The following is a 25,677-nucleotide window of genomic DNA, read 5'->3' on the forward strand; positions in this document are numbered from 1 at the left end:
TCCATGATCGTCACAGAGGTCGTCCCCCGCACCGGCGCGTCCACCGACGTCACCTCGGACGAAGGACGCACCTGGATCGCCGAGCGCTACGCGCGACCGGATCCGGCCTACGTGCGCCTGAACATGATCACGAGCCTCACCGGCTCGGCGGCCGGCTCGGACGGCACGAGCGAGACGCTCACGAACCGCGTGGATCGCCGCATCCTCGGCGTCCTGCGGGCCGATGCCGATGTCGTGGTGGTGGGCGCGCAGAGCGTGCGGGCGGAGGGCTACGTCGTGCCCCGCACCGCGCGGCTCGCGATCGTCACCGGCTCAGGCGACCTGGCCGGCCACCGGCTGTCGCTCGAGGCGGGAGCCTCACCGGACCGCGTGCTGATCGTGTGCCCGCAGTCGCGCGCCGATGAGATCGCCGCGCGGGTCCTGCCGCACGGCGTGCAGGTCGTGGCGGTGCCGGACGACGGCGGCAGGCTCCAGCCCGCGGCGATCGTCGCTGCGCTCGCCGAGCGGGGCCTGCGACGTCTCGTCTGCGAGGGCGGTCCGACCCTCGCGGCGCAGTTCGCGGAGGCGGGACTCATCGACGAGTACTGCGTCACCGTGGCGCCTGCCCTCGAGCCGGCGGCGCACGCCTTCCTGCCGGTGCAGCGGCGACTCGCCACCGACGTCGCCGGGATGCTCGTCGACGAGGCCGGGTTCAGCTATCTGCGCCTGCGCGTGCGTCCGTGATGCCGATCGCCTGAACCCAGTCCCGGATGCTGCTGCTCCACCGCTCCTGGTCGTAGTTCCACAGCTTCGCGTGACGCGCGGTGTCGAACACGCGCAGGTCGACCAGATCGGGTCGCGCCTGCGCCAGCGCGTGCGAGGCGTCCGAGGGCACGAAGCCGTCGTCGTCGCTGTGCAGGATGAGGATCGGATGCTGCAGCTCCGCCGCCCTGGCGACCACATCGAGCCGGTCGAACGGGATCGCGCCGCGGGTGAGGGGGGTCGCCCACTCCGCGCCGAGCGCGCCGATCGCGAGGTCCGACACTGCCTGCGGCAGCTTGGCCAGCTTCGCCTGGTAGTCCAGCACGACCCGCCAGTCGATCACCGGCGACTCCAGGACGACGCCGGCGATGAGATCGCCGTGACGCGACTGCAGAGCCGTCTGCAGAGCCACAGCGCCGCCCATCGACCAGCCCATCAGCAGGACCCGGCGGGCCCCGTGCGAGCGGGCGTACTCGATGGCGGCTTCGACATCGCGCCATTCGGTGGCGCCGAGCGTGTAGGTGCCCGTGCGGCTCGCGGGAGCCTCACCGTCGTTGCGGTATGAGACCAGCAGCGAGGTGACACCGAGCGCGTGGAACAGCGGCACGGCGCGCAGGCACTCCGCCCGCGTGGTGCCACGGCCGTGCACCTGCACCACCCAGACATCGCCTCCGTCGGGCGCTGGGAACACCCACGCCGGCGCAGGTCCGAGTGGCGTCTGCACGGCGACGTCGGTGTACGGCAGCTGGAGCTCGTCCGCGCTGTCGTAGTACCAGCCGCTGAAGGCGGCGTCTGCGCCGAGCCGGGCGGTGGGGGCGACGTGGGTGAGCAGCTTGCGCTTGACGCTCCCGGCATCCTCGGCGAGGACCGACCCGAGCTTCAGATACTGCGAGGTGCCCGTCGTGAACAGGGCGTAGCGGCCCGGCAGGCCCGTGTCGGCCGTGCGCGTGAGCGTGATCGTCTGCGCCGCGGTGTCGAGATCGAGGATGCGGGTGTCCGGCACCCGGCCGGCAGGGGTGACGACGCGCCGTGCCGCCACGAGGCTCGCCAGCCCGATCGCGGCGAGCACGCCGGCGAGGGCGGTGCTGAGCACCATCAGAGCCGTGCGGACTGCGGCGATCGTGAGAGGTGAGGCGCCGGTCATCGCGGCGCGCCTGGGGACGACCATCGTGGCCTCACTCTAGTCTGTCCGCGTGGCTGAGAATCCTCCCGCGGCGCCGTCCGCGTTCGCGCAGGCGGCTGCCGCCGTGCGGGCCACCGAATTCCGATCCGACTTCGTCGTTCGCGAGATCCCGGCCCCGACCGGTCTCGCTCCGGAGGCGCTGGCGCTCGCAGGCGACGTGCGCCCCGAAGAGGACGGGGTGGACTCCCCGTACGGCACCGGTCGACTCGTGCTGCTGCACGATGAGGACGAGCCGAGCCCGTGGGATGGGGCATGGCGGATCGTCTGTTTCGCGCAGGCACCGCTCGAGACCGACATCGGCATCGATCCGCTCCTCGCCGATGTCGCTTGGTCCTGGCTCGTCGACGCCCTCGACTCGCGCGGCGCCGACTACCGCGCCGCGTCCGGCACGGCGACCAAGACGCTGTCGAAGGGCTTCGGCACGCTCGCCGAGGAGGGCGATGGAGCACAGATCGAGCTGCGTGCCTCCTGGAGCCCGACGGGCGATCTGACGGTGCACATCGAGGCATGGGCTGAGCTCGTCTGCATGCTCGCGGGCCTCCCGCCCGGGTCGGAGGGGATCTCCGTTCTCGGATCGTCGCGCAAGGGGTCTCGTGGCTGAATACGTCGTACTCGCGGATGCTGTCGCTCTCGCCGAAGCCGCGGACGCACTGGCCGCGGGCCACGGACCCGTCGCCGTCGATGTCGAGCGGGCCTCCGGCTTCCGCTACTCGCAGCGCGCCTACCTGATCCAGGTGTTCCGGCGCGGCGCCGGCGTCTTCCTCTTCGACCCGCCGCCGATCGGCGACTTCACCGCCCTGCAGCGGGCCATCGGCGATGTGGAGTGGGTGCTGCACGCCGCCAGCCAGGACCTGCCGTCGCTGCGCGAGCTCGATCTCGTGCCGCCGACGATCTTCGACACGGAGCTCGCCGCGCGACTGCTCGGGCACGAGCGCGTCGGTCTCGGCGCGGTCGTCGAGGACACGCTGGGGATCACGCTCGCGAAGGCCCACTCGGCGTCGGACTGGTCGACCAGGCCGCTGCCGCAGTCGTGGCTCGAGTACGCCGCTCTCGACGTCGAGCACCTCATCGACGTGCGCGACGCGCTGGCAGCCGAACTCGACGAGCAGGGCAAGACCGCGTTCGCCGCGGAGGAGTTCGACGCGGTGCTGAACCGGCTCCCCAAGCCCGCACGGGAAGACCCCTGGCGCCGACTCAGCGGTCTGCACGTGGTGCGCGGGCGCAAGTCGCTGGCGGTCGCGAGATCGCTGTGGCTCGCCCGCGAGGAGTACGCGCAGCAGCAGGACATCTCGCCCGGTCGGCTCGTGCCCGACCGCTCGCTGGTCGCCGCAGTCCTCGCCGACCCGAAGAGCAAGCAGGAGCTCGCGGCGATGCGGGACTTCACGGGACGCGCGAGCCGCACCCAGCTCGACCGCTGGTGGTCGGCCATCGAGCGAGGTCGCGCCGAGACCAACCTCCCGCCCGAGCGGGTCTCCGGCGGCGACACCCTGCCGCCGCCGCGCGCCTGGTCGGATCGCAACCCCGAGGCCGACGCGCGGCTGAAGGCCGCTCGACCCGCCGTCGAGACGGCGGCGCAGGAGCTCGGGATGCCGACCGAGAACCTCCTTACGCCTGAGATGCTGCGGCGCGTCGCGTGGGCTCCGCCCGCACCGCTCGATGCCGCATCCGTCGGCGACGCGCTGCTCGCGCTCGGTGCGCGCCCCTGGCAGATTGCGCAAACCGCACAGGTGATCGTCGATGCCTTTGTGCATTCCGTGCAACCGCCGTCGGACGCCCCTGAAACCGCTTCGTAGATTCGACCCAACCGATTCCGGGCGGTCGAGCCGCGCTCCTAGGCTCGGGGAGATCCCTGAAAATTGGAGGCAGAGTGGCCGAGCTTTCGGATGTCTACTTCGTCGATGGAATGCGCACCCCCTTCGGGCGCGCCGGCGAAAAAGGCATGTACTGGAACACCCGAGCCGATGACCTCGCCGTGAAGGCGACCATCGGGCTGATGGAGCGGAACCCCGGCGTGCCGGCGGAGCGCATCGACGATGTCGCGATCGCGGCGACGTCGCAGACCGGCGACCAGGGGCTCACCCTCGGGCGCTCGGTGGCGATCCTCGCCGGCCTCCCGCAGACCGTGCCCGGCTTCGCCGTGGAGCGGATGTGCGCGGGCGCGATGACGAGCGTGACCACCATGGCCGGATCGATCGGGGTCGGCATGTACGACGTCGCCCTCGCCGGCGGCGTCGAGCACATGGGACACCACCCGATCGGCAGCAACGCAGACCCGAACCCGCGGTTCGTCGCAGAGAAGATGGTCGACCCGGGCGCGCTGAACATGGGTGTCACGGCCGAGCGCATCTTCGACCGCTTCCCGCACCTCACCAAGGAGCGCTCCGACCGCTTCGGCATGCTGAGCCAGCACAAGGTGCAGGCCGCGTACGACGCCGGCAAGATCCAGCCCGATCTCGTCCCGGTCGCCGTGAAGGGCGCCGACGGCGCGTGGGGTCTGGCCACCGAGGACGAGGGCCGCCGCCCTCAGACCACGATGGATGACCTCGCCGCGCTGAAGACCCCTTTCCGCCCGCACGGGCGCGTGACCGCAGGCACCTCCTCCCCCCTGACCGACGGCGCGACCATGTCGCTGCTCGCCGGCGGCGGCGCGGTCAAGGAGTTCGGGCTCGCCCCGAAGATGCGTCTCGTCTCGTTCGCGTTCGCGGGTGTCCAGCCCGAGATCATGGGCATCGGTCCGATCCCGTCCACCGAGAAGGCCCTGAAGAAGGCCGGTCTCACCATCGACGACATCGGCCTGTTCGAGCTCAACGAGGCTTTCGCCATCCAGGTGATCTCGCTGCTCGACCACTTCGGCATCGCCGACGACGACCCGCGTGTGAACCAGTGGGGCGGCGCGATCGCCGTCGGCCACCCGCTCGCCGCGTCCGGCGTGCGCCTCATGATCCAGCTCGCCGCCCAGTTCGCCGAGCGCCCTGACGTCCGCTACGGCCTCACCGCCATGTGCGTGGGCCTCGGACAGGGCGGCTCGGTCATCTGGGAGAACCCGTTCTTCGACGGCAAGAAGAAGAAGTAAGGCCGACTCGATGACGAACTACGAACAGATCGACTTCTCCCCCATCCTCGCGATGACCGACGGCGAGGTGATCACGCACTCCCCCGTGCGCGACATCCGTCTCGCCTCCGGCAAGGTGCTCGCACTGGTGACGCTCGACAACGGGCGCGACCACACCCGGCCCAACACGCTCGGGCCGGCCACGCTCCAGGAGCTCGGCGCCACGCTCGACGCGCTGAAGGTGCGCGCCGCTGCCGGTGAGATCCACGCGGTGGCCGTGACCGGCAAGCAGTACATCCTCGCGGCCGGCGCCGACCTCAGCGACATCACCAAGGTCGGCTCGAAGGACAACGCCAAGCTGGTCGCCCAGTTCGGTCACCACGTGCTCGGCAAGCTGAGCGAGCTCGGCGTCCCGTCGTTCGCGTTCATCAACGGGCTGGCGCTCGGCGGCGGACTCGAGATCGCACTGAACTCGAGCTACCGCACCGTGGATGCGTCGGCCGCAGCGATCGCCCTCCCCGAGGTCTTCCTCGGGATCATCCCCGGCTGGGGCGGCGCGTACCTGCTGCCGAACCTCATCGGGATCGAGAACGCGCTCGAGGTGGTCGTCTCCAACCCGCTCAAGCAGAACCGGATGCTGAAGCCCCAGCAGGCGTTCGACTACGGGATCGTCGACGCGATCTTCCCCGCAGCGAACTACCTCGAGGATTCGCTCCGGTGGGCGGATCGGGTCCTGACCGGCGCGACCAAGGTCGAGCGCCGGAACGAGCCGGGCAAGATCGAGCGCCTCACCAAATGGCCCATCGCGATCAAGATGGCCCGCGGGATGCTCGAATCGAAGATCGGCACCGTGCCCCGGTCCCCCTACGTCGCGCTCGACCTGCTCGACAAGGCGAAGAGCGGCACCAAGGCGGAGGGATTCGCCCGTGAGGACGAGGCTCTCGCCGAGCTCGTCACGGGAGACCAGTTCGCCGCATCCATGTACGCCTTCGATCTCGTCCAGAAGCGCGCCAAGCGTCCGGTCGGGGCACCTGACAAGGCGCTGGCGAAGAAGGTCACGAAGGTCGGCATCATCGGCGCCGGGCTCATGGCCAGCCAGTTCGCCCTGCTGTTCGTGCGCAGGCTGCAGGTGCCGGTGCTGATCACCGACCTCGACCAGGCGCGCGTCGACAAGGGCCTCGCCTACATCCACGACGAGATCGCCAAGCTCGAGGCCAAGGGACGCCTCGACGGCGACGCGGCCAACAAGCTGCGCGGTCTGATCCGCGGCACCACCGACAAGGCGGAGTACGCGGACTGCGACTTCGTCATCGAAGCCGTCTTCGAAGAGGTCGGCGTCAAGCAGGCGGTCTTCGGCGAGATCGAGCAGATCATCGCGGAGGACGCGATCCTCGCAACAAACACCTCGTCGCTGTCGGTCGAGGAGATCGGCGCGAAGCTGAAGAACCCCGAGCGCCTCGTGGGCTTCCACTTCTTCAACCCGGTGGCCGTCATGCCGCTGATCGAGATCGTGAAGACGCCGCACACGGCGGACGCCGCGCTGTCGACGGCCTTCGTGGTCGCGAAGGGCCTCGGCAAGAACGCGGTCCTCACCGCGGATGCGCCCGGCTTCGTGGTCAACCGTCTTCTGGCCAAGGTCATGGGCGAGGCCGCGCGAGCGGTCTACGAAGGCACGCCGGTCGCTGATGTCGAGAAGGCGTTCGCGCCCCTCGGTCTGCCGATGGGCCCGTTCCAGCTCATCGACCTCGTCGGCTGGAAGGTCGCCGCGCACGTGCAGGACACGATGGTGCGGGCTTTCCCCGACCGCTTCTACGCGAACGAGAACTTCCACGCGCTGGCGGAGCTCGACGGCGTCGTGGAGAAGGACAAGGGCGGACGCGTCACCGGCTTCACGAAGGCGGCGGAGAAGGTGCTCAAGGGTCACGTCGGTTCGACGCCGGCGTCTGCCGCGACCATCCTCGGCCGGGTCCAGGACGGTCTCGCGCAGGAGATCAAGCTGATGCTGGATGAGGATGTCGTGCCCGAGGTCGAGGACATCGACCTGTGCCTGATCCTCGGCGCCGGCTGGCCGTTCATCGACGGCGGCGCATCGCCCTACCTCGACCGCGAGGGCGCGTCGGAGCGCGTGTTCGGCGCCACGTTCCACGAGCCGCCCATCCGCGGCATCGCGGGCTGACATCGCCGTTCGGAGACGCCTCTGGCATGCGCTGCCAGGGGCGTTTCCGCTGTCCGAAGATCGGACCCCGCCCCTCGTCGTGAGTGTCGGAGGTGGGTCGTATCGTGTGTGGTAGCGAGAGATCGAGTGGTTCGGGTGGGATGCCGGTGGCATCCGCCGGCGGGTGAGTGAGGACGCACGGGGCTGAGTGGGGGCGCGGGGGTTCGCGTCCGGGGGTGCTCTCGGCCCGTGTTCCTGTCTGCTCGGAGTTCCCGTTCATGTCTGCTGTTCCTGCTCAGCCCGCCCCGGAGGGGCCGGTGCCCGAAGGCCCGGTGGGGCCGGTGCCCGGGGTGTCTGCGGCGGGGGCGGCGGAGCGTGGTCGGGTGGTGTCGCGGCGGGTGGAGCAGTTCGTGGACGAGTTCGTTGCGCTGCGGCGGCAGCGGGCCCGGGTGGAGGCTGCGGAGATCCGGCTGCTCGCCCGGGTCGGGACGCTGGTCGCGGAGGTCGCGGGGACCGGGAGGGCCACGGTCGGGGAGATGGCCCGCCGGTCCCTGGTCGCGGAGCTCGCGTGTGCGGTGCGGATGAGTGAGTGGACGGTGACCCGGCTGCTGACCGAGGCGACGGACCTGTGCGCCCGGTTCGGGCCGGTGGTGGACGCGGTGGAGCGGGGCGAGATCTCCCGGCAGCATGCGGCGGTGATCCACGACGCCGGCGACCGGATCGACGACCATACCGACCGCGCCGCGTACATCCGGGCGGCTCTGGATCGGGCGGTCGGGGTCACGCCGGGCCGGCTGGGCCCGGTGGTGCGGGTGCTCGCGGAACGGTTCCTGCACCGGACCCTCGCGGAACGGCATGCGGATGCGGCCGGGACGCGGCGGGTGGACGTGTCGGACCTTGCCGACGGGATGGCCGCGCTCACCCTGATCGCCGAAGCCGCCCTCGTGCACGGCATCGAAGCCCGCCTCACCGACCAGGCCCGCGCCCTCCGCAACGACAGCACCGACACGACATCCGACACAGATTCAGACGGCGATGCAGCCGACCGAGCCCACACCTCTGGCGACGGGACTGCCGACGCGGACCCGCGCACCATGGATCAGCTCCGTGCCGACATCGTCACCGACCTGCTGCTGACCGGCACGCCCGACCGGGCGGTCGCCGGTGACGGGATCGGGGGGATCCGCGCGACCGTGCAGGTCACGATCCCGGTGCTCACGATGACCGGGGCGGGCACGGAGCCGTGCCTGCTCGCCGGGCACGGACCCATCTCCCCCGACACCGCCCGCATCCTCGCCGCCCAGTCGCCCGTGTGGGAGCGGGTGTTCACCGACCCTGCTACCGGACAGATCCTCGCGGTGGACCGGTACCGGCCCACCGCCGCGATCACCCGGTTCCTGCAGGTCCGTGACGAGCACTGCCGGTTCCCCGGCTGCCGACGCCGCGCGCACCGCTGCGACATCGACCACACCCACGATTACGCCACCGGCGGCAAGACCACCGTCTGCAACCTCGCCCACCTCTGCAAACGGCACCACACCCTGAAACACGCCGCACCCTGGACCGTGCAGCAGATCGCCGCCGGAGTGCTCGTGTGGACCAGCCCCTCCGGCCGAAAACACACCGACCGGCCCGAACCCCAGGTCAGATTCGTTCCAGACGAACCACTCCTCACCCGCCGCCGATACCTCGACACACCCTGGCTCACCCCACCCGACCAATACGCCGACGCCATCGACTTCTGACCCCGATCAGATCAGTTCAGCGACGCAAGCGGCCTAGACTCTGAACATGTTCAGCGCATCCGAGGTCCCGTCGACGAAGAGCGAGCGCACGCGCGCGCTGCTGCGCGGCATCGCCCTCACCTCGTTCCGCGAGCGTGGCTACGACGCGACGACGATCAGGCAGATCGCCGCCGAGGCCGGAGTCTCGGTCGGCACGACCAACTACCACTTCGCATCGAAGAACCAGCTCGTCCAGGAGCTCTACCTCGACGTGCAGCAAGGCCATCGGAGCGCCGCCGAGCCGCTGCTGGCAGCATCCGACGATCTCATCGAGCGCCTCGGCATCGTCTACCGCACCGGGCTCGAGCAGCTCGAGCCCTACCACCCGCATGCGGGTGAGTTACTCTCCGCCGCGGTCTCGCCGCGTTCGGCGATCAACCCGCTGTCGGTGCAGTCCGCGCCGGCTCTCGAGGTCGTCGAGGGGCTCTTCCAGGAGGCCGTCAGCGGGGCGACGCACCGGCTGCCGTCCGAGTTCGTCGACGCGCTCCCCCGCGCGCTCGTGCTCGCCCACCTGCTGCTCGCCCTGTTCTGGGTGTACGACTCGTCACCCGGTCAGGAGCGCACCCAGGCGCTGCTGAGCCGAGGGCTCCGGCTGCTGAAGCTCGCCCTCCCGCTCACGCGCGTGCCCGTGCTGCGCGCACCGCTGCGGGAGCTGCTCGAGATGGTCGGCGAGGTGCGAGCCTGACGATCCGCGTAGGCGCGGCTACGCCTCGGCTCGACCGCGCTCCCACGCGCTGAGCGGCAGCTCGGCCGTCGCGGGGCGGGCGACCGGGATGCGCGTCCCGAGCACCTGAGCCACGACATCCTGCGCGATCTTGCCGGCGGTGAGTCCGGCGTCGGCAAGGATCTGCTCACGCGAGGCGTGCGCGATGAACTCGTCCGGCAGACCCAGCTCATCGACCGCCGTGTCGACCCCGGCCTCGCGCAGCACCTGACGGACGCGCGTGCCGACGCCGCCGACGCGGATGCCGTCCTCGATGGTGATCACCAGACGGTGGGATGCTGCCAGCTCGACGATCGAGGGCTGCACGGGTACGACCCATCGCGGGTCGACGACCGTGGCGCCGATCCCCTGCGCACGGAGCCGGTCGGCGACCTCCATCGCGAGATGCGCCATCGGGCCGATGCCGACGAGCAGGACGTCCTCGGTGTCCGCGCGGCGGAGCACGTCAACGCCGTCCGCGAGGCGCTCCACGGCGGGCAGCTCAGGGCTGACGGCGCCCTTCGGATAGCGGATGACGGTCGGTGCATCCTCGACGGCCACCGCCTCGCGCAGCTCCTCGCGCAGGCGGACCTCGTCGCGGGGAACCGCGATCCGGATGTGCGGCACCAGCTGCAGCATCGCGAGGTCCCAGATGCCGTGATGACTCGGGCCATCCGGCCCGGTCACGCCCGCGCGGTCGAGCACGAAGGTGACGCCGGCCTTGTGCAGCCCGACGTCCATCAGCACCTGATCGAACGCGCGGTTCATGAAGGTCGCGTAGATGGCGACGACCGGATGCAGACCGCCGAACGCGAGGCCGGCGGCCGAGGCGACCGCGTGCTGCTCGGCGATGCCGACGTCGTACACACGATCGGGGAACCGCTGCGCGAACTCGAGCAGACCGGTGGGGCGCAGCATCGCCGCGGTCACCCCGATGATGTCCGCGCGCTCCTCGCCGATCGCGCGGAGCTCGTCGGAGAACACGTCGGTCCAGCCGAGTGCGGCCGACGTGCTGAGCGACTCCCCCGAGACCGGATCGATGCGTCCCACGGCGTGGAACTGGTCGGCCTCGTCCATGAGCGCAGGCGCGTAGCCGCGGCCCTTCTCGGTGATCGTGTGCACGATGACCGGCGCGCCGTAGTCCTTGGCGAGCTGCAGTGTCTCGATCATCGTGCCGAGATCGTGGCCGTCGACGGGGCCGAGGTACTTGATGTCGAGATTGGAATACAGCGCCGCGTTGTTCGTGAAGCGCGACAGGAAGCCGTGCGTGCCGCCGCGGACGCCGCGGTAGACCGCACGGCCGGCCGGGCCGAACTTGCCGAAGAACGACGACGAGCCCTCGCGCAGCGTGCGGTACGAGTCGGTCGTGCGCACACGGTTGAGGTAGCGTGCCATGCCGCCGATCGTCGGAGCGTACGAGCGGCCGTTGTCGTTCACGATGATGACGAGGTTGCGGTCGTTGTCGTCGGAGATGTTGTTGAGCGCCTCCCACGTCATGCCGCCGGTGAGGGCGCCGTCGCCCACGACCGCGACGACGTGCCGGTCCCGTCGGCCGGTGCGGGTGAGGGCGCGCGAGACGCCGTCGGCCCAGCTGAGCGAGCTGGAGGCGTGGGAGGACTCCACCACGTCGTGCACGCTCTCGGAGCGCTGCGGATAGCCGGCGAGGCCGTCGCGGTCGCGCAGCTTGGAGAAGTCCTGCCGCCCGGTCAGCAGCTTGTGCACGTACGACTGGTGTCCCGTGTCGAAGATGACGGGGTCGTTCGGCGAGTCGAACACGCGGTGCAGGGCGATCGTCAACTCGACGACGCCGAGGTTCGGACCCAGGTGCCCGCCGGTGCGGGCGACGTTCTCCACGAGGAAGTCGCGTATCTCCTGAGCGAGCTGCTCGAGCTGCTCCGTGGAGAGGGCGTCGAGGTCGCGAGGACCGCCGATCTCCTCCAGAAGGCCCATGCCGTCCGCCTTTCGTCGTCGTGCGCGGCGCGCCGCAGCATCCATCGAGTCTACGCGTCGTCGCATCCGACAACGGCGAGGGCTCCCGATCGCATGCGACCGGGAGCCCTCGAGTGCAGGTGGATCAGACCAGCGACCGCAGCACGTACTGCAGGATTCCGCCGTTGCGGTAGTAGTCGGCCTCACCGGGCGTGTCGATGCGCACGACCGCGTCGAACTCGACCGTCTGCTTGCCCTCGGGAGAGAACTCGCTCGGCGCCGCGGTCACGTGGACCGTCTTCGGCGTGACGCCCTCGTTGAGCTGCTCGAGACCCGAGATCGAGACGATCTCGGTGCCGTCCAGACCGAGCGACCCCCAGCTCTCGCCGGCGGGGAACTGCAGCGGCACGACGCCCATGCCGATGAGGTTCGAGCGGTGGATGCGCTCGAAGCTCTCGGTGATGACGGCCTTGACGCCCAGAAGGCTGGTGCCCTTGGCCGCCCAGTCGCGCGACGAGCCGGAGCCGTACTCCTTGCCGCCGAAGATGACCAGCGGGGTGCCCTGCGCCTGGTAGTTCTGGCTCGCGTCGTAGATGTACGACTGCGGGCCGCCCTCCTGGGTGAAGTCGCGGGTGAAGCCACCCTCGACCTCTGCGCCGTCGTTGACCTCGCGGACGAGCTGGTTCTTCAGGCGGATGTTCGCGAAGGTGCCGCGGATCATCACCTCGTGGTTGCCACGGCGGGAGCCGTACGAGTTGAAGTCCTTGCGGTCCACGCCGTTCGCGGCCAGGTACTGACCGGCCGGGCTGTCCGCCTTGATGTTGCCGGCGGGGCTGATGTGGTCGGTCGTGACCGAGTCGAGCAGCGTCGCCATGACGCGCGCACCCGAGATGTCGGTGACCGGCGTGAGCTCCATCGTCATGCCGTCGAAGTACGGGGGCTTGCGCACGTAGGTCGAGGCGTCGTCCCACTCGAAGACGTCGCCCGTCGGGGTCGGCAGGGTCTGCCAGCGCTCGTCGCCCTCGAAGACGCTCGCGTACTGGTGCGTGAACATCTCCTTGTTGATCGACGAGTCGATCGTCGACTGCACCTCTGCGGAGTCCGGCCAGATGTCGCGGAGGAAGACGTCGTTGCCGTCGTGGTCCTTGCCCAGCGCGTCGGTCTCGAAGTCGAAGTTCATCGAGCCGGCGAGGGAGTACGCGATCACGAGCGGCGGGCTCGCGAGGTAGTTCATCTTCACGTCGGGGTTGATGCGGCCCTCGAAGTTGCGGTTGCCCGAGAGCACCGCGGTAACGGCGAGGTCGTTCTCGTTGATCGCCGCCGAGACCTCTTCGATGAGGGGTCCGGAGTTGCCGATGCACGTCGTGCAGCCGTAGCCGACGGTGTAGAAGCCGAGCTCCTCGAGGTCCTGCGTCAGGCCGGCCTTCTCGTAGTAGTCGGTGACGACCTTGGAGCCGGGCGCGAGGGTGGTCTTCACCCACGGCTTGGCCTTGAGGCCCTTCTTGACCGCGTTGCGCGCGAGCAGACCGGCGGCGAGCATCACCGAGGGGTTCGAGGTGTTCGTGCACGAGGTGATCGCGGCGATCGTGACCGCGCCGTGGTCGAGGACGAACTTCTCACCGTCCGCGAGCGTGACCGGCGAGGGCTTCGAGGCCGTCTGCGGCGCGTGGCTGCGGTGGTGGTGCTGGTGGAGGCTGTGCTCGTCCTCGGGCGAGTTTCCGGGCGGGTCGGACGCCGGGAACGACTCGGAGCCCTCGAGGTCGACGAGGTCGTGCGAGACCTGGGCGTAGTTGTTCAGGTCGCTCTCGAACTGCTGCTTCGCCTCGGAGAGGACGATGCGGTCCTGCGGGCGCTTGGGGCCGGCGATCGACGGGACGACCGTCGAGAGGTCGAGCTCCATGTACTCGCTGAAGACCGGCTCGCGCGACGCGTCGTGCCAGAGCGTCTGCTCCTTGGCGTACGCCTCGACCAGCGCGAGCTGCTGCTCGTCGCGGCCGGTGAGGCGCAGGTAGTCGATCGTGACGCTGTCGATCGGGAACATGGCGGCGGTCGACCCGAACTCGGGGCTCATGTTGCCGATGGTGGCGCGGTTGGCCAGCGGCACAGAGGCGACGCCTTCGCCGTAGAACTCGACGAACTTGCCGACCACGCCGTGCTTGCGGAGCATGTCGGTGATCGTGAGCACGACGTCCGTCGCGGTCACGCCGGTCGGGATCGCGCCGGAGAGCTTGAAGCCGACGACCTTCGGGATGAGCATCGACACGGGCTGGCCGAGCATGGCCGCCTCTGCCTCGATGCCGCCGACGCCCCAGCCCAGCACGCCGAGGCCGTTGACCATCGTGGTGTGCGAGTCGGTGCCGACGCAGGTGTCGGGGTAGGCGCGGAGCACGCCGTTCACGTTGCGGTCGTAGATGACCTTGGCGAGGTGCTCGATGTTGACCTGGTGCACGATGCCGGTGCCGGGGGGGACGACCTTGAAGTCGTTGAACGCCGTCTGGCCCCAGCGGAGGAACTGGTACCGCTCGCCGTTGCGCTGGTACTCGATCTCGACGTTGCGCTCGAGGGCGTTCTCGGTGCCGAACAGGTCCGCGATGACCGAGTGGTCGATGACCATCTCCGCGGGCGAGAGCGGGTTGATCTTCTTCGGGTCGCCGCCCAGCGCCTCCACGGCCTCGCGCATGGTGGCGAGGTCCACGATGCACGGGACACCGGTGAAGTCCTGCATCACGACGCGCGCGGGCGTGAACTGGATCTCGGTGTTGGGCTCTGCCGCGGCATCCCACGAGCCGAGCGCCTCGATCTGCTCCTTGGTGACGTTCGCGCCGTCCTCGGTGCGGAGGAGGTTCTCCAGCAGCACCTTCAGGCTGAACGGGAGCTTCTCGTAGCCGTCGACGGTGTCGAGGCGGAAGATCTCGTAGTCGGTGCTGCCGACCGTCAGGGTGCTCTTGGCACCGAAGCTGTCAACCGTGGACACGTCTGTCTCCTTCGTCGGCGGCGGGAGGAGCGGGCGGAGCCCGTCACTGCCCATCTTCCCCCGCTCCGGCGGCCTCGGCTAGTGAGGCGAACCTAACCCGAACGGAGGGAAATTTATCTTGATGTCAAGATAAATGTATCACTCCGCAGCGCGGGGATAGAGCGCGCGGACGGCGAGCCACGTGACCGCGACGAGGGGCGCGAACAGGGGCAAACCCATGATCAGCTTGAGCGTTCCGAGCGCCGTGACGTTGTCCGCGAAGTAGAGCGGGAGCTGCACGAGCAGGCGCGCGGCGAACAGCCCCGCCCAGGCGATCGCCAGCCAGAAGAACGCACGGCGCTTGCGCTTGTCGCGACGCCAGGCCGTGCCCTCGCCCATCAGGAAGCCGACCGCGAGACCGATCAGCGACCAGCCGACCAGGGCCGAGATGAGGAACGCCGACCCGTACAGCGCGTTGGTCACGAACCCGGGGATGAAGTTGTTGCTCGCCTCGCCGGTGAACGCCGCGAATGCCGCGGCGACTCCCGCGGCGACCAGTCCTCCGACGGCGGCGGTGATGGGCTGCCGGGCGATCAGGCGGACGACGGTGAACACCGCCGCGATGCCCACCGACAGGCCCAGGGAGAGCCAGAGGTCGCCGTCGCCGCTCTCGGGGTCGATCGTGAGCGTGTAGACCACGATGAACACGAGACCGGGGAGGACGGATTCCAGGATGCCGCGCCAGCCGCCCATGGCGTGCCAGACGACGTGGCCGGTGCTGGCCTCGGCCGCCGGGTCGAGTCCGGCGCGGCGCGCGGCGCTGCCGAGCGCTGCACCGAGCAGGTCGGATGCGGTGGGCTCCTGCTCGGGTTGGTCTTCGGGCGCCTGGTCGGGCGCGGTCACGCGCTGCCCGGGGTCGCCGGCATCTTCAGCGGGATGAGGTCGCGGGGCGGCATGGGCGATCCTCCGCGGACCACCACGATCGAGCGGAACAGGTCCTCGACCTTGGCAGCAGCATCCACATCGGACGTGGCCGCTCCCCCGATGACGCCGCGGAGGAACCAGCGGGGACCGTCGACGCCGACGAAGCGGGCGAGCCGCTTGCCGGCAGCCGCGTCGGGACCGGCGACCACGGGCACCTCGGCGAGCAGCTCAGGGCCGAGCGGACCCTGGCGCTCCTGCACCCGGCCGCCCTGCTGGCGGATCTGCTCGCGGATCTGCTCGCGGGTCTCCTCCCAGAGCCCGGCGGAGCGGGGTGCCGCGAACGGCTGGACCTGCAGAGTCGAGTCTGCGTAGTCGAGGCCGACGGCGACGATGCGCTTGGTCTGCTCCTCGACCTCGAGTCGCAGGTTCAGGCCTTCGCGCGGCAGGACTTTCACTCCGCCGAGGTCGATGTAGGGCCGAACCGGATTGGCCTCGGTCTCGTCGAACGGGCCGCCGGCCGCGCGGGTCTCCTGGGTGAAGACGTCGGCCGTCTCTTCGGCAGTCTCCGTCTCTCCCTCGACCTGGTCCTCTGCGGCGTCGTCGGCGGGTGTCATTTCGGTCATGCCGGAATTCCGTCCTTCTGGTAGCCCGTCGAGCCGAAGCCCCCCTCGCCGCGGACGCTGTCCGGGAGGGTGTCGACGGGGATGAATCGTGCGCGCGGGACGGGCATCACGATGAGCTGGGCGATCCGGTCGCCGACGGCGACGTCGAACGCGTGATCGGTGTCGGTGTTCAGCAGGGAGACCTTGATCTCGCCCCGGTAGCCGGCGTCGACCGTGCCGGGCGAGTTCACGATCGTGATCCCGTGCTTGGCGGCCAGGCCGCTGCGCGGCACGACGAACGCGACGTAGCCCTCGGGGAGCGCGATGCGCAGGCCGGTGCCGACGAGGGCGCGCTGGCCGGGTTCGAGGCGCACCGCCTCCGCCGCCGTCAGGTCGGCGCCCGCGTCGCCGGGGTGGGCGTACACCGGTGCGTCGGATGCGATGATGGGGACGTCCACGCTTTCGGTCACGCAACGAGGGTAATGCAGAAGACAGCAGCGCGTGACGGCCGCACGACGGCCGTCGACTACCGCGAAAGACTCAGCCCATCTCTGTGGGCGATCGTGAGCGCCGCCGTGTGCGCGCCCATGGCCGCCCTCGTGTTCGCGCCGCTGGATGCGACCGTGTCGCTGACCGTGGGCGTCGTGGTGGGTGTGCTGATCATCCTCGTGATGGTCGCCGCATCCCCCGTCGTGCGGGTGAAGGACGGCGTCCTGTTCGCCGGGCGCGCCCATATCGACGTCGCCCTGCTGGGCACGCCTCGCGCGCTCACCGGCGAGGAGGCCAGACACGCGCGTGGAGGTGGACTCCCTGCGCATGCCTGGCACGTGATCCGCGGCGGCATCGACGGCATCCTCACGATCGACGTGGAGGATGCCGACGACCCCGCGCCGACGTGGGTGATCTCGTCGCGCACGCCCGACCGCCTCGCGGCGGCCGTCCGGCGGGCTCAGGCTACGCGGCGCACTCCTGGCAGATAGGGCCGGTCTTCGTCTCGTGGTCGAGCTGCGAGCGGTGCTTCACCAGGAAGCAGTTCGAGCACGTGAACTCGTCCTCCTGGGGCGGCAGCACGACGACGTCGAGCTCGAGGTCCGACAGGTCGGCCCCCGGCAGCTCGAAGCCTGAGGGGTTGTCCGCGTCCTCGTCGCCGACCGCTCCCGACAGCTTGTCGGGGACCCGCTCCTTCAGGGCCTCGATCGACTCGCTGTCGTCTTCGGTCTTGCGGGGGGCGTCGTAATCGGTAGCCATTTCGGCGGTCTCAACTTCCGGAGTATCTCGAGTATGCAGGCCCTGACGGGCGGCGACAGTTTGCACGACCTGGGGGCTTTTCGCAAATGCGCCGTGCGGTTTCATCGGGCTGTCAAGGCGGGAAACTCGCGGCGCGCGCCGGATATTCCCGGCTTGCGCACCGGGCTGTGAAACCATGGGCGCACACCGCTGGATCGGAGAGGCGATTCCCCATGGAACAGCTCAAGGTGATCGGCACCGAGGACGACGTGCTCGTCCTGGCGACCGAATCGGGAGAGCGATTCTCCCTCGCTCTGGACGACGTGCTGCGCATCGAACTGCGCAAGGTGCGTCGCGAGCGCGAGGGCGAGCAGAAGACGAGCACGCTCAGCCCGCGTGACATCCAGGCGCACATCCGCTCTGGTCTGTCCGCGCAGGAGGTCGCCGAGCTCCTCGGCGCGCGTGTCGAGGACGTCGCCCGCTTCGAGGGGCCTGTCCTGGCCGAGCGCGAGCACATCGTCGGACTGGCGCTCGCTGTGCCCGTGCTGCTGGGCTCCGACCTCGAACACGACGTCAACCCCACATTCGGCGCCGCCGTCCGCGCGAAGCTCGCCGAGGCCGCCGCATCGGGTGAGCGCTGGACGAGCTGGAAGGAGCAGACCGGCTGGATCGTCAAGCTCGAGTTCACCTCCGCCGAGGTGGACCACGACGCGCGGTGGAGCTTCGACCCTCGCCGCTCGACCCTCTCGCCGCTGAACGCCGACGCGATCCAGCTCTCGCGCCAGGGCTCGCTCCCCGAGGGCCTGATCCCGCGCCTGCGCGCCCTCGACTCGGCCGCGCCGAAGGATGACTCCCGCTTCGACAGCGGCGCGTTCGGCCCTCGTCGCCTGCCCGACGCCGACCTCGATGCTCCCGAACTCCCTTCGCCGACCGCCCCTGCGGTGCAGCAGGCCGCCATCAAGCGGGCCGCTGAGACGAGCGTGACGTCGGCGGAGACCGCCGACCTGCTCGAGGCGCTGCGCCGTCGCCGGGGTCAGCGCGAGCCGCTGCCCGGCATGGTCGACGGCGACAGTGATCGCGGCCAGAGCCCCGTCGCACTGTTCGATGCGCTCGAGCCCGGTTACGACGAGGCGCCGCCGCTCCCTGAGCCCATCGCCGACGTGGATCGGCCGGCCGTCGCGGAGGCGGGCCGCCGCAAGGGCCGTCCGTCGATGCCGTCGTGGGACGAGATCGTCTTCGGCGCCCGGACCGACGAGTAGCCCTCTTCGCGAAGAGCGGGCGCCGTCAGGCGAACGCCCCGAGCCGGATGAGCGGAACCACCCGCTCCTCGTTCGTGAGGGATCCGTGCTGGCCGACCATCTTCTGCGGCGCTTTGTCGGTGAGACGGTCGTCGTAGTACGCGATCCCCGCGCGCGCCGCGACGAGGACATCGCCGATCCGCGGCGCGACCGCGGCGTCGACATCGCCGAACAGGCCGGCTGAGATCGCCTCGTCCCGGCTCAGCACCCACGAGCGCCCCGACTCCGCCGCCCGCCACGCCGCGAGCACCGCGGCGGCCTGCCCGTCCTCGGCGTACAGGTGCAGCATCCGTGGTTCGCCCCCGATGTGGCGCACGCCGTCCACGAGCTCGTCACCGTCGGTCAGCAGCAGCTGCCGGTGCCGCGGCACATCGACCATCCCATGGTCTGCGGTCACCACCACACCGACGTCGGCCGGCAGGGCGCCGGCCAGGGTGCGGACGGCGCCGTCGATGCGCTCGAGCGCGTGCGTCCATCGCTCGGACTCCCACCCGTGCTTGTGTCCGATCGCGTCGAGCTCGTTCGCGTACAGATAGATCAGGGAGCCCGGATGCTGCGCAGACAGGTGCGCGGCGAGCCCGAACCGGTCGGCGAGATCGGCCGCACCGTGGAACTCGGCCCCGCGCATCGTCGCGGCGGTGAAGCCGGTGCCGGCGTACTCGGGCTTGGAGACGATGAAGCACGGGCGACCGGCGCCGGCCTCCCGCTCGAGCAGCGGCTGTGCGCGCTGCCAGGAGATCGGCAGGCCGTCGGTGTCCCATCCGCGCAGCTGGTTGATCACCTCGTCGCGCTCCGGGACGAGCGCACGGTAGCCCAGGATCCCGTGCCTGCCCGCGGGGGCACCCGTGAGGAGTCCGGTCAGGGCCGTCGCCGTCGTCGAAGGGAAGACCGTGCGCGCGGTGTCCTTCTTGGAGCTCGCTCCGCTGAGGAAGCGGGCGTGCCCGGCACGCGCGGCGAGGTTCTGTGCGCCGAGGCCGTCCACGAGCAGGACGATCGCGCTCGTCGCGGGTGCGAACCAGTCGGATCCCCCGCTCAGCGCGGCGATCATCTGCGGGACGACTCCGGTGAGGCTCCGGGCTCGCGGCGGGTCCACGGGTAGGCTGAGGGACATCGGGGCCAGTCTCGCACAGGGGTTGCGTGCCCTGCCCGTTCGTCCACTCGAGGCCCGGAACAGTCATGCCTGCACACCCTCCCCAGTCGCCGATCGCCGAGCGGATCGAGGACATCGATCTCTCCGCCGAGATGCAGGGCTCGTACCTCGAGTACGCCTACTCGGTGATCTACTCCCGCGCCCTCCCCGACGCCCGCGACGGGCTGAAGCCCGTGCAGCGCCGCATCCTGTTCCAGATGGCGGACATGGGTCTGCGGCCGGACCGCGGCCACGTGAAGAGCGCCCGTGTCGTCGGCGAGGTGATGGGAAAGCTCCACCCGCACGGCGACGCCCCCATCTACGACGCGCTCGTACGGCTCGCGCAGGCGTTCTCGCTCCGCGTGCCGCTCGTCGACGGCCACGGCAACTTCGGCTCGCTCGACGACGGCCCCGCCGCACCGCGCTACACCGAGGCACGGCTGGCGCCCGCCGCCCTCGCCCTCACGGAGAACCTCGACGAGGACGTCGTCGACTTCATCCCCAACTACGACGGCCAGTTCCAGCAGCCGGAGGTGCTGCCCGCCGCCTTCCCCAACCTGCTCGTCAACGGCGCCGCCGGCATCGCGGTCGGCATGGCCACGAACATGGCCCCGCACAACCTGATCGAGGTCGTCGCAGCCGCCATCCACCTGCTCGAGAATCCCGACGCCACGGTCGAGGACCTGATGGCGTTCGTACCAGGTCCTGACCTTCCGTCCGGCGGCATCATCACGGCGCTGGAGGGCATCAAGGACGCCTACGCCACCGGGCGGGGCACCTTCCGCACCCGCGCCAAGGTGGCGGTCGAGCAGCTCGGTCCACGGCGCACGGGCCTCGTGATCACCGAGCTGCCGTACCAGGTGGGTCCCGAGCGCGTGATCGAGAAGATCAAGGATGCGGTCGGTTCGAAGAAGCTGACCGGCATCGCCGACGTGACCGACCTGACCGACCGCAGGAACGGGCTGCGGCTGGTGATCGGCATCAAGACGGGCTTCGACCCGCAGGCCGTGCTGGAGCAGCTGTACCGCTTGACCCCGCTCGAGGACTCCTTCGGCATCAACAACGTCGCGCTCGTCGACGGCCAGCCGCAGACCCTCGGACTGCGCGAACTGCTGCGCGTCTACCTCGACCACCGGCTGCGGGTCGTGACCCGCCGCAGCGAGTACCGTCTGGCGCGACGTCGCGAGCGGCTCCACCTCATCGAGGGCCTTCTGATCGCCATCCTCGACATCGACGAGGTCATCCAGGTGATCCGCTCGTCCGACGACGGCGAGCAGGCGCGCACGCGGCTCATGCAGGTCTTCGAGCTGTCGCAGGCGCAGGCCGAGTACATCCTCGAGCTGCGGCTGCGCCGCCTCACGAAGTTCTCCCGCATGGAGCTGGAAGCGGAGCGGGACGCACTCCAGGCGGAGATCGCCCAGCTGGTCGAGCTGCTCGGCAGCGAGGTGCTGCTGCGCGCGCAGGTCGCGAGCGAGCTGGATGCCGCTGCCGAGGCGTATGGGACGCCCCGGCGCACGCTGCTGCTGAACGGCGGACCCGTCGCCACCCGGCCCTCCCGCGCCGCGGCGGCAGCCGACCTCCAGATCGCCGACGCGCCGTGCCGGGTGTTCCTCTCCGCCACCGGGCGGATGGTTCGGGCCGATCTGCGTCAGCCGCAGGAGCTCGACGCCGAAGGCGTCGGCAACGGCATCGTGCCCCCGACGCGGCGCTCCAAGCACGACGCGATCCGCTCCTCGGTCGACACGACGACCCGGGGCGACATCGGCGCCCTGACGAGCGCGGGACGCCTCGTGCGCTTCTCCCCCGTCGATCTGCCGTCGGTGCCGGGCAACTCCGTGCAGCCGGCCGCGGGCGTGCGCGTGGACCAGTACCTCGGGCTCGGCAAGGACGAGCACGTCGTGGCGCTGGTGCCGCTGGTCGAGTCGCCGCCGATCGCCCTCGGCACGGCGCAGGGCGTCGTCAAGCGCGTGGCGGCGAGCGAGATCGGCACCAAGCCCGACATCGAGGTCATCGCCCTGAAGCCCGGCGACCGCGTCGTCGGCGCCGCCCCCGCCCCCGACGACACGGAGCTCGTGTTCGTCACCAGCGACGCGCAGCTCCTTCGATTCGACTCCGGCGCGGTGCGGCCGCAGGGGCGTTCGGCCGGTGGCATGGCCGGCGTGCGGGTGACCCCGGACGCGCAGGTCATCCACTTCACCGTCATCGACCCCACAGCTGACGTCTCGGTCGTCACGATCGCCGGCTCGACGCAGGCGCTGCTCGGTGCCGATGCCGGGTCGGGCAAGGTCTCGGCGCTGGGCGAGTTCCCGCCGAAGGGACGAGCCACCGGCGGTGTGCGGGCTCAGCGGTTCCTGCGCGGGGAGGACACCCTCACGGTGGCCTGGGTGGGCGAGGAGCCCAGGGCGGTCGGCGCGGACGGCTCGGTGCGCACCCTGCCGCCGACCGGCGCGAAGCGCGACGCGTCGGGGCAGCCGCTCGACGGCGTCATCGCCGCGGTGGGCACCGCGATCCGGTGAGAGACCCGGCGGCAGGTCGCGGCGTCGCCCGCGTCAGCCCCTGGCGTCGAACCCGCGCTCCCGGTAGAGGTCGATGCTGTCGAGGAGCGCCTTGAGAACGTACGGCGGGTAGTCCATGCCGTTGCGGTCCGCCCACAGGAGCTGCGCTTCGATACGTCCGACCTCGCGGGCGTACTTCTCCACGTCGGCGTCGAATCCCAACGCGTGGGCGACGCCGCCCACCTGCGCCCGATAGCGGTCCTGCCCGTTGGTGCCGACCAGGTTGTAGCTCTTCTCGCGCATGATTCTGGCCAGGTGCAGCTGCCACGGCCGCAGCGCGCCGCTCTGCACGAGCTCCGTGGCGCTCATCCGGTAGAACGCGAAGTGTCCGGGCTCCTGCCGCCGGATCGGGGCGATGATCGTCTCGGCGATCGCCCCCTCCCCCATGCCGTGCATGCCGTCGTAGAGCACGTTGTAGGCGAGCACGGCCTGACGCTCGGTGCTGGCGCCGGTCAGGTAGTACAGGAGCCGGGCGATGTCCTGGATCGCGGAGAAGTGGGCCAGGGCGCCCAGGATCTTCATCTTGAACGACACCTCGAGCTCCGGTTCGGCCGCGGGACGCCCGAGGTCCTGCTGGAGCCGGTCGAGGATCAGCCCGTGCTGGATCTCCTGTGGCTGCCAGACGTCCGCGTAGAACATCCGGTCCACCTCGCTCACGTCGGGCAGGAGGACGAGCAGCTCGAGGACGTTGCGATCCACCTCGAGCTCCACCCGGGCGAGGTAGTCGATCACATGGCCGTATCGGCCCGCGACCGCGCGAGGATCGTGCACGTGCCGGTCGACGGAGGCGAGCTCGATCGGCGGATGCTGCTCGCCGAGGCGCTGCACGTGCTCGAGGATGCGTGCGGAGGAGACCTGATCTGCCATCGACTCGATCCTCTCACCGTCCCCATCCCGACAGCCAGGCTTCGATGCCGGCCATGGAGGCTGAGGGCGGTGGCGAGTCAGGCGTCGATGCGGTCGCGGTCGAGCCGGGCGGAAGCATCGACGATGAACTCGCGACGCGGAGCCACCTCGTTGCCCATCAGCATCTCGAACACCGAGGCGGCGGCCTCAGCATCCTCCAGCCGGACACGGCGCAGCGTGCGACCGCTGCGGTCCATCGTCGTGGTGGCCAGCTGGTCGGCATCCATCTCGCCGAGCCCCTTGTAGCGCTGCACCGGCTCCTGCCAGCGGCGGCCGGACTTGGTGAGCTTGGCCAGCAGCGCATGCAGCTCCTGCTCGCTGTACGTGTAGATCGTCTCGTTCGGCTTGCTGCCGGGATTCACGACGATGACGCGGTGCAGCGGCGGCACGGCCGCGAAGACGCGCCCTGCCTCGATGAGCGGCCGCATGTAGCGGAAGAAGAGCGTCAGCAGCAGCGTGCGGATGTGCGCGCCGTCGACATCGGCGTCGCTCATCATGATGACCTTGCCGTACCGCGCCGCGTCGATGTCGAACGAGCGCCCTGATCCGGCGCCGACGACCTGGATGATCGACGCGCACTCGGCGTTGCCGAGCATGTCGCTGATGGACGCCTTCTGCACGTTGAGGATCTTGCCCCGGATCGGCAGGAGGGCCTGGTACTCGCTGTTGCGGGCCAGCTTCGCGGTGCCGAGCGCGGAATCGCCCTCGACGATGAACAGCTCGGAGTCGGCGACGTCGTTCGAGCGGCAGTCGACGAGCTTCGCGGGCAGCGAGGACGACTCGAGCGCGTTCTTGCGACGCTGGGTCTCCTTGTGCGTGCGCGCGGAGATGCGCGCCTTCATCTCGGAGACCACCTTGTCGAGCAGCAGAGCCGTCTGCGACTTGTCGTCGCGCTTGGGCGACGAGAAGCGGGCGGCGAGCTCCTTGGCGACCACCGACGAGACGATCTGACGCGCGGCAGGGGTGCCCAGCACCTCCTTCGTCTGGCCCTCGAACTGCGGCTCGGGCAGGCTCACCGTGATCACCGCGGTGAGTCCGGCGAGGATGTCGTCCTTCTCCAGCTTGTCGTTGCCCACCTTGAGCTTGCGGGAGTTCTGCTCGATCTGCGCGCGCAGCACCTTCATCAGCGCCTGCTCGAAGCCCTGCTGGTGGGTGCCGCCCTTCGGCGTCGCGATGATGTTCACGAACGATCGGGATACCGTCTCGTACCCGGTGCCCCAGCGCACCGCGACGTCGACGTGGCACTCGCGTTGCACCTCGGTGGCCACCATCGCCCCGCCCGGCTGCAGCACGGGCACCGTCTCGGTGAAGTGTCCGGTGCCGCTCAGGCGCCAGGTGTCGGTGACCCCGGCGTCGGGTGCGAGGAACTCGGCGAATTCGGAGATGCCGCCGTCGTAGCGGAAGCTGCGCTCGATGGGCGCGTCGCCCTCCGCCGCGGCCGGCCGCTCGTCGCGGATGACGAGCTCGAGCCCTGGAACGAGGAACGCCGTCTGCCGGGCGCGCTGCTCGAGCTCGGCGACGTTGAACCCGGCGTCCTTGGTGAAGATCTGCGTGTCCGCCCAGTAGCGGATGCGCGTGCCCGTGGAGCCCTTCGCGGCGCGCCCTGCGACCCGCAGCTCCGAGCTCTTGTCGAACGGGGTGAAGGCGGACTGCGGGGTGTCGCCGGCGAACACGCCAGGCTCACCGCGGTGGAACGACATGGCCCAGGTCTTGCCGCCCCTGTCGACCTCGACGTCGAGGCGCTCCGAGAGGGCGTTGACCACCGACGCGCCGACACCGTGCAGGCCGCCCGATGCCGCGTACGAGCCGCCGCCGAACTTGCCGCCCGCGTGGAGCTTCGTGAAGACCACCTCGACGCCGGACAGGCCCGTGCGCGGCTCGACGTCGACGGGGATGCCGCGGCCGCGGTCGCGCACCTCGACGCTGCCGTCGGGGTGCAGGACGATGTCGATGCGCGTGCCGTGGCCGCCGAGGGCCTCGTCGACGGAGTTGTCGATGATCTCCCAGAGGCAGTGCATCAGGCCGCGGGAGTCGGTCGAGCCGATGTACATGCCGGGGCGCTTGCGCACGGCCTCGAGCCCTTCCAGGACCTGGAGGTGATGGGCGGAGTACTCGGCTGTCACAATCCTCAAGCGTATCCGCGGGCTCCGACGTCGGGCTGCACAGACACGGGGGCCTCGGGCGCGGGTACGCGCTGAGCGAAATGTCACCCGTTCGCGGCATTCTCGAAACATCGGCGTGGTTGTATGTCATGACCCGCAAGGGTGAAACGGACTGAGAACGCGACGCGCACGAGGAGGACCCGAAATGACCACGCTATCGACACCGACCGAGCAGACCGCCCTCCTCGAGTACCGCCTCACGGCCGCCGACCGCTGCGATTCGTGCGGCGCGCAGGCGTACATCGCCGCTGAGGTCAATGGGAGCGAACTGCTTTTCTGCGCCCACCACGGCCGCAAGTACGAAGAGAAGCTCCGCGCGATCGCGACCAGCTGGCACGACGAGACGGCCCGGCTCTCCGAGACGGTCTGACCGT

21 protein-coding genes are annotated in these 25,677 nt (G+C 70.1%); 11 read left to right on the plus strand and 10 right to left on the minus strand.

The annotated features are described in order from the left end of the window. Positions 1-3 precede the first annotated feature (3 nt). On the plus strand, positions 4-723 hold the full coding sequence (locus Microterr_RS06500; RefSeq protein ID WP_263795481.1) for a dihydrofolate reductase family protein: 720 nt from the start codon (positions 4-6) through the stop codon (positions 721-723). Here the strand turns inward: Microterr_RS06500 and Microterr_RS06505 are convergent. Beyond that, a complete protein-coding gene (locus Microterr_RS06505; RefSeq protein WP_263795480.1) occupies positions 692-1,909 on the minus strand; it encodes an alpha/beta hydrolase family protein in 1,218 nt (405 codons plus the stop codon). The genes Microterr_RS06500 and Microterr_RS06505 overlap by 32 nt on opposite strands. 25 nt (positions 1,910-1,934) lie before the next feature. On the opposite strand from Microterr_RS06505, the gene Microterr_RS06510 reads away from it, so the two are divergent. The 6 genes from Microterr_RS06510 (at position 1,935) to Microterr_RS06535 (ending at position 9,600) form a co-directional block, all read left to right on the plus strand. Continuing rightward, positions 1,935-2,525, plus strand: a complete 591-nt coding sequence (locus tag Microterr_RS06510; RefSeq protein WP_263795479.1) for a DUF3000 domain-containing protein — start codon at positions 1,935-1,937, stop codon at positions 2,523-2,525. Further along, positions 2,518-3,717, plus strand: coding sequence for a ribonuclease D (locus tag Microterr_RS06515; protein ID WP_263795478.1), 1,200 nt, complete (start codon positions 2,518-2,520; stop codon positions 3,715-3,717). The genes Microterr_RS06510 and Microterr_RS06515 overlap by 8 nt, the downstream gene beginning before the upstream one ends. A gap of 74 nt (positions 3,718-3,791) precedes the next feature. Then, on the plus strand, positions 3,792-4,997 hold the full coding sequence (locus tag Microterr_RS06520) for a thiolase family protein (protein WP_263795477.1): 1,206 nt from the start codon (positions 3,792-3,794) through the stop codon (positions 4,995-4,997). Positions 4,998-5,007: 10 nt separating this feature from the next. Then, on the plus strand, positions 5,008-7,152 hold the full coding sequence (locus Microterr_RS06525; RefSeq protein WP_263795476.1) for a 3-hydroxyacyl-CoA dehydrogenase NAD-binding domain-containing protein: 2,145 nt from the start codon (positions 5,008-5,010) through the stop codon (positions 7,150-7,152). 257 nt (positions 7,153-7,409) lie between these two features. Beyond that, positions 7,410-8,876 (plus strand): HNH endonuclease signature motif containing protein, encoded by a 1,467-nt coding sequence (locus Microterr_RS06530; protein ID WP_263795475.1) that lies wholly within the window; start codon positions 7,410-7,412, stop codon positions 8,874-8,876. Between the two features lie 46 nt (positions 8,877-8,922). Further along, positions 8,923-9,600 carry a TetR/AcrR family transcriptional regulator gene (locus Microterr_RS06535; RefSeq protein WP_263795474.1) on the plus strand — a complete coding sequence of 226 codons (678 nt, stop codon included), beginning with the start codon at positions 8,923-8,925 and terminating at the stop codon, positions 9,598-9,600. An 18-nt stretch (positions 9,601-9,618) separates the two neighbouring features. Here the strand turns inward: Microterr_RS06535 and dxs are convergent, their stop codons facing one another. The 5 genes from dxs to dut form a co-directional block, all read right to left on the minus strand. Beyond that, positions 9,619-11,568 carry a 1-deoxy-D-xylulose-5-phosphate synthase gene (dxs, locus tag Microterr_RS06540; protein ID WP_263795473.1) on the minus strand — a complete coding sequence of 650 codons (1,950 nt, stop codon included), beginning with the start codon at positions 11,566-11,568 and terminating at the stop codon, positions 9,619-9,621. Positions 11,569-11,692: 124 nt separating this feature from the next. Further along, on the minus strand, positions 11,693-14,521 hold the full coding sequence (gene acnA, locus Microterr_RS06545) for an aconitate hydratase AcnA (protein ID WP_281974261.1): 2,829 nt from the start codon (positions 14,519-14,521) through the stop codon (positions 11,693-11,695). 138 nt (positions 14,522-14,659) lie between these two features. Then, on the minus strand, positions 14,660-15,403 hold the full coding sequence (locus tag Microterr_RS06550) for a DUF3159 domain-containing protein (protein ID WP_263795471.1): 744 nt from the start codon (positions 15,401-15,403) through the stop codon (positions 14,660-14,662). After that, a complete protein-coding gene (locus tag Microterr_RS06555) occupies positions 15,400-16,047 on the minus strand; it encodes a DUF3710 domain-containing protein (RefSeq protein WP_263795470.1) in 648 nt (215 codons plus the stop codon). Before Microterr_RS06555 ends, Microterr_RS06550 begins: the two co-directional genes overlap by 4 nt. After that, positions 16,044-16,496 (minus strand): dUTP diphosphatase, encoded by a 453-nt coding sequence (gene dut, locus Microterr_RS06560; protein ID WP_263795469.1) that lies wholly within the window; start codon positions 16,494-16,496, stop codon positions 16,044-16,046. Before dut ends, Microterr_RS06555 begins: the two co-directional genes overlap by 4 nt. A 12-nt stretch (positions 16,497-16,508) precedes the next feature. Here dut and Microterr_RS06565 point away from each other — a divergent pair, with 12 nt between their 5' ends. Next, on the plus strand, positions 16,509-17,006 hold the full coding sequence (locus Microterr_RS06565; RefSeq protein WP_263795468.1) for a DUF3093 domain-containing protein: 498 nt from the start codon (positions 16,509-16,511) through the stop codon (positions 17,004-17,006). Here the strand turns inward: Microterr_RS06565 and Microterr_RS06570 are convergent. Beyond that, positions 16,981-17,274: a DUF4193 domain-containing protein gene (locus tag Microterr_RS06570; RefSeq protein ID WP_263795467.1), complete on the minus strand. Its 294-nt coding sequence runs from the start codon at positions 17,272-17,274 to the stop codon at positions 16,981-16,983. The two genes, Microterr_RS06565 and Microterr_RS06570, sit on opposite strands and share 26 nt — an antisense overlap. Before the next feature lie 212 nt (positions 17,275-17,486). Between Microterr_RS06570 and sepH the strand changes: the two genes are divergently transcribed. Beyond that, on the plus strand, positions 17,487-18,512 hold the full coding sequence (gene sepH / locus Microterr_RS06575) for a septation protein SepH (protein ID WP_263795466.1): 1,026 nt from the start codon (positions 17,487-17,489) through the stop codon (positions 18,510-18,512). Between the two features lie 25 nt (positions 18,513-18,537). Here the strand turns inward: sepH and Microterr_RS06580 are convergent, their stop codons facing one another. Next, the gene (locus Microterr_RS06580) at positions 18,538-19,662 is read right to left on the minus strand and encodes an alkaline phosphatase family protein (RefSeq protein WP_263795465.1); all 1,125 of its coding nucleotides are present in this window, start codon (positions 19,660-19,662) and stop codon (positions 18,538-18,540) included. A 65-nt stretch (positions 19,663-19,727) separates the two neighbouring features. Here Microterr_RS06580 and Microterr_RS06585 point away from each other — a divergent pair, with 65 nt between their 5' ends. Then, positions 19,728-22,196: a DNA gyrase/topoisomerase IV subunit A gene (locus Microterr_RS06585; RefSeq protein ID WP_263795464.1), complete on the plus strand. Its 2,469-nt coding sequence runs from the start codon at positions 19,728-19,730 to the stop codon at positions 22,194-22,196. A 33-nt stretch (positions 22,197-22,229) separates the two neighbouring features. Here Microterr_RS06585 and Microterr_RS06590 read toward each other — a convergent pair whose 3' ends face one another. Together Microterr_RS06590 and Microterr_RS06595 are read right to left on the minus strand one after the other, a co-directional pair. Continuing rightward, positions 22,230-23,102: a GTP-binding protein LepA gene (locus tag Microterr_RS06590; RefSeq protein ID WP_263795463.1), complete on the minus strand. Its 873-nt coding sequence runs from the start codon at positions 23,100-23,102 to the stop codon at positions 22,230-22,232. Positions 23,103-23,179: 77 nt separating this feature from the next. Then, complete coding sequence (locus Microterr_RS06595; protein ID WP_404810154.1) at positions 23,180-25,264, minus strand: DNA gyrase/topoisomerase IV subunit B; 2,085 nt, start codon at positions 25,262-25,264, stop codon at positions 23,180-23,182. A gap of 184 nt (positions 25,265-25,448) precedes the next feature. Here Microterr_RS06595 and Microterr_RS06600 point away from each other — a divergent pair, with 184 nt between their 5' ends. After that, a complete protein-coding gene (locus Microterr_RS06600; protein WP_263795462.1) occupies positions 25,449-25,673 on the plus strand; it encodes a DUF7455 domain-containing protein in 225 nt (74 codons plus the stop codon). Positions 25,674-25,677 lie beyond the last annotated feature (4 nt).

It is taken from the genome of Microbacterium terricola, from assembly GCF_027943945.1.
GTDB classification, from domain to species: domain Bacteria; phylum Actinomycetota; class Actinomycetes; order Actinomycetales; family Microbacteriaceae; genus Microbacterium; species Microbacterium terricola.

Bases quoted from the DNA above. Each gene is read 5' to 3' on its own strand.
- Microterr_RS06500 (WP_263795481.1), top strand. From the start codon at position 4: ATGATCGTCACAGAGGTCGTCCCCCGCACCGGCGCGTCCACCGACGTC.
- Microterr_RS06505 (WP_263795480.1), bottom strand. From the start codon at position 1,909: ATGGTCGTCCCCAGGCGCGCCGCGATGACCGGCGCCTCACCTCTCACG.
- Microterr_RS06525 (WP_263795476.1), top strand. From the start codon at position 5,008: ATGACGAACTACGAACAGATCGACTTCTCCCCCATCCTCGCGATGACC.
- Microterr_RS06530 (WP_263795475.1), top strand. From the start codon at position 7,410: ATGTCTGCTGTTCCTGCTCAGCCCGCCCCGGAGGGGCCGGTGCCCGAA.
- Microterr_RS06535 (WP_263795474.1), top strand. From the start codon at position 8,923: ATGTTCAGCGCATCCGAGGTCCCGTCGACGAAGAGCGAGCGCACGCGC.
- dxs (WP_263795473.1), bottom strand. From the start codon at position 11,568: ATGGGCCTTCTGGAGGAGATCGGCGGTCCTCGCGACCTCGACGCCCTC.
- Microterr_RS06555 (WP_263795470.1), bottom strand. From the start codon at position 16,047: ATGACCGAAATGACACCCGCCGACGACGCCGCAGAGGACCAGGTCGAG.
- Microterr_RS06565 (WP_263795468.1), top strand. From the start codon at position 16,509: ATGCAGAAGACAGCAGCGCGTGACGGCCGCACGACGGCCGTCGACTAC.
- Microterr_RS06570 (WP_263795467.1), bottom strand. From the start codon at position 17,274: ATGGCTACCGATTACGACGCCCCCCGCAAGACCGAAGACGACAGCGAG.
- sepH (WP_263795466.1), top strand. From the start codon at position 17,487: ATGGAACAGCTCAAGGTGATCGGCACCGAGGACGACGTGCTCGTCCTG.
- Microterr_RS06580 (WP_263795465.1), bottom strand. From the start codon at position 19,662: ATGTCCCTCAGCCTACCCGTGGACCCGCCGCGAGCCCGGAGCCTCACC.
- Microterr_RS06585 (WP_263795464.1), top strand. From the start codon at position 19,728: ATGCCTGCACACCCTCCCCAGTCGCCGATCGCCGAGCGGATCGAGGAC.
- Microterr_RS06590 (WP_263795463.1), bottom strand. From the start codon at position 23,102: ATGGCAGATCAGGTCTCCTCCGCACGCATCCTCGAGCACGTGCAGCGC.
- Microterr_RS06600 (WP_263795462.1), top strand. From the start codon at position 25,449: ATGACCACGCTATCGACACCGACCGAGCAGACCGCCCTCCTCGAGTAC.